Annotated in this window: 12 protein-coding genes; 6 read left to right on the forward strand and 6 right to left on the reverse strand. The window is 65.4% G+C overall.

The window, feature by feature from the left end; genetic code table 11:
• Position 1 precedes the first annotated feature (1 nt).
• From ACQP2U_RS03010 to ACQP2U_RS03020, 3 genes are all read right to left on the reverse strand, one after another.
• Positions 2 to 559 carry a DUF4395 domain-containing protein gene (locus ACQP2U_RS03010; RefSeq protein ID WP_433713278.1) on the reverse strand — a complete coding sequence of 186 codons (558 nt, stop codon included), beginning with the start codon at positions 557 to 559 and terminating at the stop codon, positions 2 to 4.
• Between the two features lie 321 nt (positions 560 to 880).
• Positions 881 to 1,321: a thioredoxin family protein gene (locus tag ACQP2U_RS03015; RefSeq protein ID WP_433713279.1), complete on the reverse strand. Its 441-nt coding sequence runs from the start codon at positions 1,319 to 1,321 to the stop codon at positions 881 to 883.
• On the reverse strand, positions 1,318 to 2,124 hold the full coding sequence (locus tag ACQP2U_RS03020) for an LmeA family phospholipid-binding protein (protein WP_433713280.1): 807 nt from the start codon (positions 2,122 to 2,124) through the stop codon (positions 1,318 to 1,320). Before ACQP2U_RS03020 ends, ACQP2U_RS03015 begins: the two co-directional genes overlap by 4 nt.
• 182 nt (positions 2,125 to 2,306) lie before the next feature.
• Between ACQP2U_RS03020 and ACQP2U_RS03025 the strand changes: the two genes are divergently transcribed.
• The 6 genes from ACQP2U_RS03025 to pstB all read left to right on the forward strand — a co-directional run bounded on the left by ACQP2U_RS03025 (position 2,307) and on the right by pstB (position 8,249).
• The gene (locus ACQP2U_RS03025) at positions 2,307 to 3,071 is read left to right on the forward strand and encodes a winged-helix domain-containing protein (protein ID WP_397030383.1); all 765 of its coding nucleotides are present in this window, start codon (positions 2,307 to 2,309) and stop codon (positions 3,069 to 3,071) included.
• Between the two features lie 131 nt (positions 3,072 to 3,202).
• Positions 3,203 to 4,114 (forward strand): mycothiol synthase, encoded by a 912-nt coding sequence (gene mshD, locus ACQP2U_RS03030; protein ID WP_433713281.1) that lies wholly within the window; start codon positions 3,203 to 3,205, stop codon positions 4,112 to 4,114.
• Between the two features lie 242 nt (positions 4,115 to 4,356).
• Positions 4,357 to 5,469 (forward strand): phosphate ABC transporter substrate-binding protein PstS, encoded by a 1,113-nt coding sequence (pstS, locus tag ACQP2U_RS03035; RefSeq protein ID WP_397030379.1) that lies wholly within the window; start codon positions 4,357 to 4,359, stop codon positions 5,467 to 5,469.
• A gap of 91 nt (positions 5,470 to 5,560) precedes the next feature.
• Positions 5,561 to 6,553 (forward strand): phosphate ABC transporter permease subunit PstC, encoded by a 993-nt coding sequence (gene pstC, locus ACQP2U_RS03040; RefSeq protein ID WP_397030377.1) that lies wholly within the window; start codon positions 5,561 to 5,563, stop codon positions 6,551 to 6,553.
• Positions 6,553 to 7,458 carry a phosphate ABC transporter permease PstA gene (pstA, locus tag ACQP2U_RS03045; RefSeq protein WP_433713283.1) on the forward strand — a complete coding sequence of 302 codons (906 nt, stop codon included), beginning with the start codon at positions 6,553 to 6,555 and terminating at the stop codon, positions 7,456 to 7,458. The genes pstC and pstA overlap by 1 nt, the downstream gene beginning before the upstream one ends.
• A 14-nt stretch (positions 7,459 to 7,472) precedes the next feature.
• Entirely contained in the window at positions 7,473 to 8,249 is a 777-nt protein-coding gene (pstB, locus tag ACQP2U_RS03050; protein WP_364347028.1) for a phosphate ABC transporter ATP-binding protein PstB, read from the forward strand.
• A gap of 201 nt (positions 8,250 to 8,450) precedes the next feature.
• Here the strand turns inward: pstB and phoU are convergent, their stop codons facing one another.
• From phoU to dusB, 3 genes are all read right to left on the reverse strand, one after another.
• Positions 8,451 to 9,113: a phosphate signaling complex protein PhoU gene (phoU, locus tag ACQP2U_RS03055; protein WP_433713284.1), complete on the reverse strand. Its 663-nt coding sequence runs from the start codon at positions 9,111 to 9,113 to the stop codon at positions 8,451 to 8,453.
• Between the two features lie 498 nt (positions 9,114 to 9,611).
• A complete protein-coding gene (locus tag ACQP2U_RS03060; protein ID WP_433713286.1) occupies positions 9,612 to 11,645 on the reverse strand; it encodes an LCP family protein in 2,034 nt (677 codons plus the stop codon).
• Between the two features lie 509 nt (positions 11,646 to 12,154).
• Positions 12,155 to 13,303: a tRNA dihydrouridine synthase DusB gene (gene dusB / locus ACQP2U_RS03065; RefSeq protein ID WP_433713287.1), complete on the reverse strand. Its 1,149-nt coding sequence runs from the start codon at positions 13,301 to 13,303 to the stop codon at positions 12,155 to 12,157.
• Positions 13,304 to 13,361: the final 58 nt, after the last annotated feature.

Genomic DNA, 13,361 nt, shown 5'->3' on the forward strand with positions numbered 1-13,361 from the left:
GTCAGTTCGCCGGGGACCCAGCGGTGTTCGCGTCAGGCCCGGAGGCGGTAGCTTGCGTGACCACGGAGGGCCCGCGAACACCGCCCATCGGCCCTGCCCGGCGGAGTCGGGCGACCAGCGGATAGATCTGGCAACCCAGGCAGATCCCGAACGCCGCATTCAAGAACGCCGCGAACAGGGCGAAGCCGGCGAACACCGCGCCGACGACGGTGGAGCCGACCAGGAAACCCAGCAGGCTGACGGCACTGAAGACCAGGCCGAGTAATTGGGCGAACCGCAACGGTGCCGCAGGTTCGGTTTCGATGGTCGGACCTAAGCGCGGCGCGACGAACGCGGCGAAGATCCGGCCATAGGGATGCCGACGTGGTCCGTAGGCCGCGCCGATCGCGAACACCACCGCTTGGGCGGCGATGAGCACTGCGGCGACGGGTGTCGAAACGGCTGCGGCGAGCAGGACCAGAACGAGCGCGCCGGTGGTGACCCACGCGGCGAAGCGTGGGCCGCGCACGTCGACGACTGCGGGAATTCCGGTCTCAACGGATGCGGTTCGGGTGGACATTGTGCGTACTCCTGCGCTGAATTTCGCTGTTGGCGGGAAAAATGCCAGTTCGCCGGGGGATCAAGAGATCACTCGCACGACGGACGCAGGTCGGCATCGGAATTCTGACGGAGCCGACCGCTCAGCCACACAGGCAGCAACAACCACCGAGGCGACACAGATCAACTGTGCGGCGTCGGGTGAGCATCAGCTCGTGGTTGGCTTGCACGCAGAGGAGTTTACCTGGTTCTGCCGGAGAATTGGACCCGGGGTTCGTCACAGTTGCTATGACCCCTTGTTACGCCCTGTTTTTCCACCGTCAGCGGCGATCCACCGGAAGAGTTATCCCACCGTCAGCGGCTCGAGTGCGGTGCGCAGGTCCGCGGACTTGGGAACGCCGGAGATGCGGAATCGTTCCCGCCCTTCGACATCGAAGACGAAGGTGGTCGGCAACGAGAGCACGTTCAGTTCCTTGGCAAGCGCGGGTTCGGCATCGATATCGACCTCGATGTCCAGCGGCGGGCGCGGCGATCCGGACAATTCCTCGGTCACCCCGGCGACCACCCGGCGCACCGCGGCGCACGGTCCGCACCAGTCGGCGGAGAAGTGCAGCACCGCGGGGCCCGAGTTGTCGGCGCCGATCGACGCAAGCAGATCGGTACGCGCCGATACGTCCTGTGCCCCGGTGTCGCTCGTGCGCAGCTTGCCGTCGCGGCGCTTCAGCAGCGCCCCGACCGCCGCTGCGGCGAGCACCACCAATAGCAGGATTGTGATTTCAATCATGGTCGCCGCAATCTGTCCAGGTCGATGGTCACGTTCTCGGCCTTGGCCTCGATGACGATCTGGCCGCCCTGCGCCGAGACCTTCGTCGGCCGCAGCCCGAACGGCAGTTCGTTCGTATCTATTGTCCGGGTGAACTGCTCGAGCACCTTGGGGCGCTCGGTATCGGTGACCACCGCGGTCGTCGTGGCATCCCCCGTACCACGGTAGATGCTGGTCGCGACTATCTTCACCTGATCACCGTCGACTACGAGGTCTGCGGTCACACTCACATTGTCACCGCCGAGCGGTGCACCCGGCTTGCTCGGCGTCTTGCCGGGCATGGTGCCGGTGAGCAGCAGTTGCCCGCCGGTGGTCATGCCGGATCCGCCCGATCCGCCCGTCCCGTCGGATTTATTCCCCGGTGCCGAATGTACTTGCAGGTCAGGGATCTTGAACAGCTTGCCGAGCTCGGTCGGCTCGAGCCGCATCTGTCCCTCGACCCGATCCACCGGCACCGCACGCACGTTTCCGTCGGTGAGATCACCGATGGAAAGGTGGGCGCCGGTCAGCGTTGCGCCGACCGAAATTTCACCCGGAATATCGGGACGCATGACGCGCGCGCGGATATCGACCGTCTGGTAACGGCCGTCGAGCGCCTGGGTGAGAAAAGGGAAACCGAAGATGACCACGTCGGGATCCGCGGTGAGGTCGGCGCCGACACGCAGGGCACGCGACACGCGATACTCGGAGTAGGCGGCGGCGCCGAAATCGATGACTACCGCCAATACCGCGAGGCACAGCAGCCCGATGATCAGCTTGCGCATGGGGCAACACTACTTGGCGGTGTGTTTCGGGTATCGCACGTCTGTGTCGAGATGCCACACTGACCCCGGATGGCGAGGTCATCAGTGCTCACGCGCTAATCTTGCATCCGATTACCTGTGATTAGCGACGTGGCCCCGGCGGTGTGGCTGTTGTCCGGAGCTACTAGATGGGAGGAGGGCTTGTGGAGCTGCTCCTGCTGACCTCCGACCCCAACCCTGAGTCGGTTCTGCCCGCACTGTCGCTGCTGGCGCACAATGTGCGCCCGGCGCCGACCGAGGTGGCGTCCCTGCTCGAGGCGGGAACCGCGGATGTCGCGCTGGTCGACGCGCGCACCGACCTGGCCGCGGCCCGCGGCCTGTGCCGACTGCTCGGCAGCACCGGCTCGTCGGTGCCGGTGGTCGCCGTACTCACCGAGGGCGGACTGGTCGCGGTCAATGCGGACTGGGGCCTGGACGACATTCTGCTGCCCGGTACGGGACCGGCGGAACTGGACGCCCGGCTGCGCCTGCTGGTCGGCCGCAACGGCGGTGTCGCGAGTCCGGAGAACACCGGCAAGATCACCCTCGGCGAATTGGTGATCGATGAGGGCACCTATACCGCCCGGCTGCGTGGTCGCCCGCTGGATCTCACCTACAAGGAATTCGAACTCCTCAAATACCTCGCACAGCACGCGGGGCGGGTCTTCACCCGCGCCCAACTGCTGCAGGAGGTCTGGGGGTACGACTTCTTCGGTGGCACCCGAACCGTCGACGTGCACGTGCGACGCCTGCGCGCCAAGCTCGGCAGCGAATACGAATCGCTGATCGGCACCGTCCGCAATGTCGGCTACAAAGCCGTCCGCCCCGCGCGTACCACCAAGGGCGATCACGTCACCTTCCACGACGACGAATCCGCCGCGGGCACCGACGACTCCCCACCCCTTCCCGTCAACGGCTCCGCCCCCTAACAGCTCGAGATCAAGTGGAATCCATGGCGGCATTCGTCGACCGCCAGCAAGTCCACCTGAACTCGAGCCGAAGGAATGGCGCGCGGGATTCGCGCGTTCGTCGCGATGACCGGATCGACGAAGGAGACGTTATGGGTGCGACAGCATTGGGGTGGAGCGCACAGGTCGATGCCGACGTGGCGCAGGCGGTGCGTGAACTGCTCGAGCGGGCCGGTGCGGCGGACGATGTCGCTCCGGTTTCCGAACAGGCCGTACTCTCGCTGGCCGCGACCGATTCCGGGGCCGAACATCTGGTGGCGCTGCGCGATGGTGTCGTCGTCGGTTACGCGAATCTCGTTCCAGCACATGGCGAACACCCCGCAATGGCCGAGGCCGCCGTCGATCCCGCTGCTCGCGGCCACGGCATCGGTGCGGAATTGGTCTCGGCCGCGCTGGCGAAGGGCGGATCGGGTGCTCGGGTCTGGGCACACGGAAATAAGCCTGCCGCCCAGGCGCTCGCGACCCGACTCGGACTGCGCATCGCGCGGGAGCTGTGGCAGATGCGGCGGTCGCTGGCAATGCCGGAGCTACCGCAGTTGGTGGTCCCGGACGGCATCGCGCTGCGGACCTACGAATGGCCCACCGACGATGCCGAACTGTTGCGTGTTAATAACGCCGCCTTCGCCTGGCATCCGGAACAGGGCGGCTGGAGCGAGCGCGATATCGCGGTCCGGCGCGAGGAGTCCTGGTTCGATCCGAAGGGCCTGTTCATCGCGGTGGACCCGGCCGATCCGGACCGCATCCTCGGGTTCCATTGGACCAAGGTGCATTACGAGGAGGATCCGCCGGTCGGCGAGGTTTATGTGGTCGGCATCGACCCGGCCGCGCAGGGTCGGGGACTCGGCCGCCTGCTCACCCTCGCAGGCCTGCACTACCTGCGCGAACGCGGACTGCCGGAGGTTCTGCTCTATACCGAGGCCGACAACACCGCGGCCGTGCACACCTACACCCGACTCGGCTTCGCACCAGCGCACGTCGATGTCGCGTATTCGCCCGCTGACTGAATAACCGCCGGGGTTACTCGAAGTAACACTGGGGCAAATGTCACACCTGCCCGGAAGCAATCGCGCCGGGCTGTTCACCCTCCGTTCACTCAGCCTGGTCCAAATGTCAACCGAGCGACCTTACGTTACATAAGGGCGGCACCGTTGCCGCCTGGTGCGCAAGTTCCCCGCGAACGGCACCACGAAACCCGCCCGGGCCGGTGAGGGACCGGGCGTGTCGAGCGCGATTCCCGGAGGAATAAGTGAACTTCAAGCGCAGCAGCGCCCTGATCGGTGTGCTGGCCGCCGTCGCCATGCCCCTGGCCGCCTGTGGCAGTGACGACAACACCTCTGCCACCGGCGATTCCGCCGCCAAGGTCGATGTCACATGTGGCGGCAAGAAGGCCCTCAAGGCCAGCGGTTCCTCGGCCCAGAAGAACGCCATGGACCGCTTCGTCGCCGCCTACGAGGCCAACTGCAGCGGCTTCACGCTGAACTACACCTCCAGTGGCTCCGGCGCCGGTGTCAACGAATTCCTCGGCGGCCAAACCGATTTCGCCGGTTCCGACTCGCCGCTGAGCGATAAGAAGGGTGAGCCGGCCAAGGCGCAGGAGCGCTGTGGCGCCCCGGCATGGAACCTGCCGACCGTCTTCGGCCCGATCGCCATCACCTACAACATCGACGGCGTGACCGATCTGGTGCTCGACGGCCCGACCGCCGCCAAGGTGTTCAACGGCGCCATCGCCACCTGGGATGCCCCGGAGATCAAGGCGCTGAACCCGACCGCCAAGCTGCCCTCGGACAAGATCTCGGTGATCTTCCGCAGCGATGAGTCGGGCACCACCGACAACTTCCAGCTCTACCTGGACGCCGCCTCCGACGGCGCGTGGGGCAAGGGTGCGGGCAAGACCTTCACCGGCGGTGTCGGTGAGGGCGCCAAGGGCAACGAGGGCACCTCGGCCGCCATCAAGAGCACCAAGAACTCGATCACCTACAACGAGTGGTCCTTCGCCAAGGCACAGAACCTGTCCATCGCGCAGGTCGTCACCTCGGCCGCCAAGGATCCGGTCAAGCTGACCCCGGAGTCCGCGGCCAAGGCCGTAGACAGTGTGAAGATCAAGGGCGAGGGCAACGATCTGGTGCTCGACACCTCGTCGTTCTACAAGCCGACCGCTGCCGGCGCGTACCCGATCATCCTGCCGACCTACGAGATCGTCTGCTCGAAGTACGCCGACGCCGAAACCTCCAAGGCGGTCAAGGCATTCCTGACCTCGGCCGTCAACAACGGTCAGAAGGGTCTGGACACCGCGGGCTACGTCGCGATTCCGGACAAGTTCAAGACCAAGCTGACCACCGCGATCAACGCCATCAACTGATAGCCGCCACGCCATGACCGTGCATCCTGAGGTGTCCGCCGCGGACCAGTCGGACTCGACTGGTCCGCTGGCGGCTGGAGATACTGTCCCTATGCCGAGTGAACCGAGCACCGAACCGGACTCACCGAAAGATCCGGCCGCAACACCGGCCAGGAAAGGCCACAACCAAGGGGCCGAGGTCATCTTCCGGTCGCTTGCCACCGCAGCGGGTGCCACGGTCGTGGCGGCCATCGCACTGATCGCCCTATTCCTGTTGGTCCGGGCTTGGCCCTCGATCGTCGCGAACGAGGCGAACTTCTTCACCAGCAGTGAGTTCAACACCACCAATGCCGACCACCTGCGCTTCGGCATCCGTGACCTGCTCATGGTCACGGTGCTGAGCTCGGTGCTGGCGCTGATTATCGCGGTGCCCATCGGTGTTGGCATCGCGCTATTCCTGACCCACTATTCGCCGAAGCCGATGGCGCGTCCGTTCGCGATGCTCGTCGATCTGCTCGCGGCGGTGCCGTCGATCGTCTTCGGTCTGTGGGGCTTCCTGGTGCTCGCGCCGAAGCTCGAACCCGTCGAGACCTTCCTGAACGACAAGCTCGGCTGGTTCTTCCTGTTCTCCGACGGCAATGTGTCGATCTCCGGTGGCGGCACCATCTTCACCGCGGGCGTGGTGCTTGCGGTGATGATTCTGCCGATCATCACCTCGGTTTCCCGCGAGGTCTTCAACCTGACGCCCGTCTCGCATATCGAGGCCGCGCAGGCGCTCGGCGCGACCAAATGGGAGATGGTCCGGATGACGGTGCTGCCCTACGGCCGCAGCGGTGTGATCGCCGGTTCCATGCTCGGCCTCGGCCGCGCGCTCGGTGAGACGATCGCGGTATTGGTCATCCTGCGTACCTCGGCACAGGCCGGTCACTGGTCGCTGTTCGACGGCGGCTACACCTTCGCCTCCAAGATCGCCGCAGCCGCTTCGGAATTCAGTCAGCCACTGCCGACCGGCGCCTATATCGCGGCCGGCTTCGTGCTGTTCGCGCTGACCTTCATCGTCAACGCGCTGGCGCGCCTCGTGTCCGGTGGAAGGGTGAACGGGTAATGGCCACCACGACGACTCTCGACAAGCCGGTCAAGGCGCCCACCTTCCGGCACGTGAGCCCGGCCCGCCGGGTCAAGAACAACATGGCGACCGCGGTGGTCTGGGCCTGCTTCGCCATCGCGCTCGTGCCACTGGTCTGGGTGCTGTTCATGGTGGTGTCGAAGGGCCTCGAGTCCGTCGTCTCGCCGGACTGGTGGCAGAAATCGCAGAAGGGTATCCTGCCGGACCAATCCGGTGGCGGTGTGTACCACGCGATCTACGGCACCATCGTGCAGACTCTCGTCGCCGCGATCCTCGCGGTGCCGCTCGGCATCATGGCCGCGGTGTACCTGGTCGAATACGGGCGTGGCGTGCTGGCCAAGGTCACCACCTTCATGGTCGACATCCTCGCGGGTGTTCCGTCGATCGTCGCGGCGCTGTTCATTTTCGCGCTGTGGATCGCGACCATGGGCTTCCCACAGAGTTCGCTCGCGGTATCGCTGGCGCTGGTCCTGCTCATGCTCCCGGTGGTGATTCGCAGCACCGAGGAAATGCTGAAGCTGGTTCCCGACGAACTGCGCGAGGCGTCCTACGCGCTCGGAATTCCCAAGTGGAAGACCATTGTTCGGATCGTGGTGCCGACCGCGGCGCCCGGCATGATCAGCGGCATCCTGCTCTCGCTGGCCCGCGTCATGGGTGAGACGGCGCCGGTGCTGGTGTTGGTCGGCTACAGCAAATCGATCAACACCAACCTGTTCGACGGCAATATGGCGTCGTTGCCGCTGCTGATCTACCAAGAGTTGGCGAACCCGGAACCGGCCGGGCGCGCCCGGGTTTGGGGCGCGGCGTTGACGCTGATCCTGCTGATCGCCCTGTTGTACGCGGCGGCCGCGGTCGTCAACAAGCTGCTCACGCGGAACCGATAGAAGCGAACGGAAAAATGGCCAAGCGGATCGACGTCAAAGACCTGAATATCTACTACGGCAAATTCCATGCGGTTGCCGATGTCAAGCTGTCGGTACTGCCGCGCAGCGTGACCGCCTTCATCGGCCCGTCGGGTTGCGGTAAGTCCACCGTGCTGCGTTCGCTCAACCGGATGCACGAGGTGACCCCGAGTGCCCGCGTCGATGGCGCGGTGCTGCTGGACGGCGAGGACATCTACGGCTCCACCGTCGACCCGGTCGGCGTGCGCCGCACCATCGGCATGGTGTTCCAGCGTCCGAATCCGTTCCCCACCATGTCGATTCGCGACAATGTGGTGGCGGGGCTGAAGCTGCAGGGTGTGCGCAACAAGAAGGAGCTCGACGAGGTCGCCGAGCGTTCGTTGCGCGGCGCCAACCTGTGGAACGAGGTCAAGGACCGGCTGGACAAGCCGGGCGGCGGCCTCTCCGGCGGTCAGCAGCAGCGTCTGTGCATCGCGCGCGCCATCGCGGTATCGCCGGATGTGCTGCTGATGGACGAGCCGTGTTCGGCACTGGACCCGATCTCCACCTTGGCGATCGAGGACCTGATCACCGAGCTGAAGAAGGAATTCACCATCGTCATCGTCACGCACAATATGCAGCAGGCCGCGCGCGTGAGTGACCAGACCGGCTTTTTCAACCTGGAGGCGCAGGGCAAGCCGGGCAAGCTGATCGAGATCGACGATACCGAGAAGATCTTCTCCAACCCGGGGCAGAAGGCGACGGAGGATTACATCTCCGGCCGCTTCGGATAAATAGCACAAGCAAAGGCCCGCACTTTGGTGCGGGCCTTTGGCGTTCAGCCGGTTCAACTGATTTCGTGAGCACATGGGTAACTCGCCCCGGACCGGCCAACTCGATCCGCTCGTGCCGTCCGTCGCCAACATCATTCTCAGACAACTGATTCCGGCGCCTGAAGGCGGAAGAGCCCGCGTTACGACGCGGGCCTTCGATATTCACAACTCGACGTCGGAATCCGGCGGCAGCTCACCGGTGACCAGGAAGATCACCCGGCGGCCGATCTCGACCGCGTGGTCGGCGAAGCGCTCGTAGTAGCGGCCGAGCAGCGTCACATCGACGGCCGAAGCCACGCCGTACTTCCAGTCGCGATCCATCAGCAACGTGAACAGGTGGCGGTGCAGATCGTCCATCGCCTCGTCGTCCTCGTTGAGCTGCGCGGCGCGCTCGGGATCCCGCGTCTCGAGCACCTCCCTGGCTCCGGCACCCATATTCACCGCGATTCGGCCCATTTCCGCGAAGTAGCCGTTCACCGCCTCGGGTAGCGCGTGGTTGGGGTGCCGCCGCCGGGTCACCTTGGCGACGTGCAGCGCCAGCGCGCCCATCCGGTTGACGTCCTGGACGATCTGGATCGCGCTCACTACCTGCCGCAGATCACCGGCCACCGGCGCCTGCAGCGCAAGCAGGGCAAACGACTTCTCCTCGGCATCGCTGATCATCTCGGCGATCCGGTCGCCCTCGGTGATCACCGACTCAGCCAGAGTGAGATCGGCCTGGAGCAGAGACTGGGTGGCCCGTTCCATCGCCGAACCCGCCAGACCGGCCATCTCGCCCAGCAGGTGGGCAAGATCGGCCATTTGCTCGTTGTAGATGACACGCATGAATAGAGACATTAATGCCCGGTGCTGACCTAGTCACCAACGCAGGGTTAATGGGCGGTGCCAGTCCGTAGCAGCAGTGTTACCGCAGCTCGGGGCGGGCTCGCTCGCAGATACCGTTGGTAGCGCGATTTCCTCTGGATCCGGCGGCAAAGTGACCCCGCTCATGTCCGAGGAGCAGGCCAGCGCGTCCACGACTTCACACTCACAACGAAACTCCCGTGCAAGTGTGAGGTGAATGTCCCACTTACACAGGAGTTCAACGTGCATCGAGCCGATAGCAGCCTACGTCCAGTACTGGTAGCTTTCACCGCCGTCGTACTCGCAATTATCGCTGACGCGGATTCCTAGCTTCGCGGTTTCCCGCCGGTCTTGCTCGCACTGTTGGTAAGTCGGGGACTTGTGCCAGTTGTTGGCCCAGTCCGGTTTGTCGGCTAGCGCCGGCCCTGCGAGCAAGGTCATCGCGGCCGCCGATGTGATAGCGGCGAAGATCTCAGTGAGCTACTTGCACGTCTCGTCGGCGGCGTTGACGTGCTCCAGGTCCGAGGGCAGCGTGACTGGTTCCGTACTTGACGCGGTGATGGACACATTCGAGATCGGATCCCCGACCGGCGTCGGCGCACGCACCGTACCCGCATAGTCAGCACCGATCACGACCTCGACGATGCCACCAAGGCTATTCGACTGCTCCATCGTTGCTCCGGGCAGGGAACTGGCCACCGTGGCCGCCTCGGCCTCGTGGCCGGGCCCGAAGCGCACCTTGGTGGCGACCTCGGAATTCCCGCCGGAGTAATTGCCGGTGTTGTAGATCTGGAAGCCCTGGTTGCCGAGCTTGGTCGCCGCCTTATTGGCCGCACCCGCCGTCTCCGAGCCGTTGGAAACCAGCAGCGATACCGTGCTCGGATCGACCGCGGTCAGCTTCGGTGGCGCCGGCTGGGACGACGGGATCGAACCGGGGGCCGGGGTCGACTTCTTCTCGCCGGGCAGCGGCTGGTCGTCGATCACCGCGCGAAAGATCGCCTTGATATCGGATTCGCGGGGAATCTCGTTGCCATAGGAGGTGGTGCCCGCGGTTGGGATGGTCAGGAACGTAACCGCGCCCGCGTCGACCTTCTGGAGTGACCGGCCAAGCGTCAGCAGGTCGCTCGTGTCTATCCGATCGACCCAAGTGTGCTTGGTGAATGCATCGATAAATCCACGCAGCTTGCCGGGATCGAACAGAACCTTGCTGGACAGCGCGCCACGCAGCAACGAGGCGAGGAAGCGCTGTTGGCGATTGATTCGGTCGTAGTCGCTGCGCTCCTCGCCGTACACGTGGCGGGCACGTACATAATTGAGTGCCGTCGCGCCGTCGATCCGCTGTCTGCCCGGGCTCTCCAGGACCGTGCCCAGAATCCCGTCGACGATCGGTTTGGTGGCGCATACGTCCACGCCGCCGACTTGGTCGACCATCGCCTCGAACCCAGCGAAGTCGATGCTGATGAAGTGGCCGATGGTGAGCCCGGTCAACTTCCGGATCACGTTGACCAAGCACTTCGGCCCGCCCAATGCGTAAACCGCATTGAGCTTGTCGCCCATAGCCGCAGGGTAAGTCTCGTTGGTGTACTCCACCTTGTCGTTGTCCCAACCGTTGCACTGCGGCCGGCTGACGTCCAGATCTCGGGGGAACGAAACAACTACGACCCGCGACCGATTCTTGGGGATGTTCACCAACATAACGGTGTCGGCTCGAGAGCCTTCGGCATCGTCTGTAGAGCCAGCACCTACTTGGCTATTGGCACCGACACGGGTGTCTGTACCGACCAGCAGAAAGTTCTCGTCGCCGAGTTGGGCACCGGAGTCGACGACGTCTTCCGGATGGTCGTCGAGGGCGGAAACCTGGGTGAACCCATTGGCCGTCGAACGCAGATAGCTCCATCCGCCACCGGTGACCAGCAAGGCGACGACCGCGCAAATGGTGAGGCTGGCCCGTCCCGCGACCTGCAGCCGTTTATTGCGGCGTTGGCGACTCGCGGCTAGCCGGGTGAGGCCGACGCGGGTGGATGCTGTGGCCGTTTTCGGGGTGTCCGGATCGGTGGTCGGCCAACCGATGGCGCGCTTTTTGGGGCGCGGGGTCTCCTCGACCGGGGGGATTACGTCGGTGACGACCTCGGGCGGTTCTTTCCCGGAAACCGTCGATGCGCGGCGTTTCCCGGTGCGCGCGGTCGCCGGGGTGCCCGCGATGTCGTCGACGACCGGGGAGGGCGCGGAACGGCGCGCAGCGTCGGCTTTGGCGGCCGGGGTGGCCGTCGTACGGGGTGCGTCGGCCTTGCGACCGGCCGGGGTGCTCGAAGTGCGGGGTGCGTCGGCTTTGCGTGCGGCCGGGGTGCTCGAGGTGCGAGGTGCCGCGTCGTTGCGTCCGGTGGGCATGGCCGAGGTGCGTGGCGCGTCTGGTTTGCGTGCGGCTGGGGTGGCCGAGGTGCGTGGCGCGTCTGGTTTGCGTGCGGCTGTTGTGCCCGAGGTGCGTGGCGCGTCGCCTTTGCGTCCGGCGGGCATGGCCGATGTTCGGGGCGGTGCGTCCGCTTGGCGTGCGGGGGCTTCGGGCGGCGGAGGGGCAGCCCGGTTCGCGTGCGTGGGCGGAGCGTCCGGTGTCGTGGACCGACGTCTGCGCCCGCTGCGTTCGTTGTCGACCTTCTGGACGAGGTCCTGAACCGTCAGCGGTGCCGAGCCGGAATCGGGATCGTTATGTCGGGCTCTGCGTGAGGACCGTGCACCGTCGCTTTCGGTGTAATCCGCCGTGGGATAGCGCTCCCACGGGGCGCGACCTCCGGGCCGTGGCGACTGCCCGTGCCGATCGTCACCCACCAACGAACCTCGCTTTTCGTCTCCGCTGCCGCTTCGGCCGCTTTCGACCCGCATGACCGATTCCGCCAATGATAACGATTCCGCCACGGCGAGCCAGCCCAGTGCGGAATCGACGTGCCGAGGTTGTCTTGCGCATCTGGATGTGTGCTGGTCGGAGGCTTTCCGACAATTGGGTGACGACAGTGCGATTGCACTTACGGTCAGCCGCCGCTGTGCATCAGATCCGCGCCAGCGGGAACGGCCGGATCATCGGGATCGTCGAGCCAGCCGTGCGGCAGCGCGACCTTGCCCGGCGAACCCTGGCGCCCGCGCGGGCCCTCGGCGTCACGGGGGAATGGCGCGGTCGGGTCGAGTTCACCGATGAGGTCCTGCAATTGAGTGAGGCTCGACACCGTGGCGAATGAGCGGCGGAGGGCCGCGCCGACCGGGAAGCCCATCAGATACCAGGCCATATGCTTGCGCAGATCGCGCATGGCCTTGTCCTCGCCGAGGTGTTCGGCGAGTAGGGCGCCGTGCCGGTACAGCACCTCGCCGACGCGGCCGAGATTCGGCGCCTCTGGCAGCGCCTCGCCGCGCAGTGCCGCCTGCAATTCGGCGAACAGCCATGGGCGGCCGAGGCAGCCGCGGCCGACAACGACTCCGTCGCAACCGGTTTCGTCCATCATGCGCACCGCGTCGGCAGCCGAGAAGATATCGCCGTTGCCGAGCACCGGGATCGTCGTGACGGCCTGTTTGAGCCGGGCGATCGCCGTCCAGTCCGCCTGGCCGGAGTACCGCTGCGCGGCGGTGCGGGCGTGCAATGCGACGGCCTTGGCGCCCTCGGCCTCGGCAATGCGGCCGGCGTCCAAGTAGGTGAGGTGGTCATCGTCGATGCCGATGCGGAACTTCACCGTCACCGGAACACCGGCCGGTTCGGCGCCGGAAACCATCGCCTTGACGATCTTGCTGAACAGCGCGCGCTTGTACGGCAGCGCCGCGCCGCCACCCAGTCGAGTGACCTTCGGCACTGGGCAGCCGAGATTGAGGTCGATGTGATCGGCCCAGCCCTCGCCGACAATGATCCGCACGGCCTCGCCGAGTGTGGCCGGATCCACACCGTAGAGCTGCATCGAGCGTGGATGCTCGTCCGCGTCGAAGGACATCATGTGCAGCGTCTTCTCATTGCGCTCGACGACCGCCCGCGCGGTGATCATCTCGCACACATAGATCGAAGTGGAGCTGCCGAACTCCCGGCACAACTTCCGAAACGCCAGGTTGGTGATGCCCGCCATCGGCGCGAGCACCACCGCCGGATCGACCGGATACGGCCCGATCCGCAGCGTGCTCTTGGCTTCGGCAGTAATCGTCACGCCCACCAGTCTCTCATCAGCGGCCGGGCTGTCCCCAAGCCATCTACGCTGACGTGCG

It is taken from the genome of Nocardia sp. CA-084685 (genome assembly GCF_050955785.1).
In the GTDB taxonomy this organism is placed as follows: domain Bacteria; phylum Actinomycetota; class Actinomycetes; order Mycobacteriales; family Mycobacteriaceae; genus Nocardia.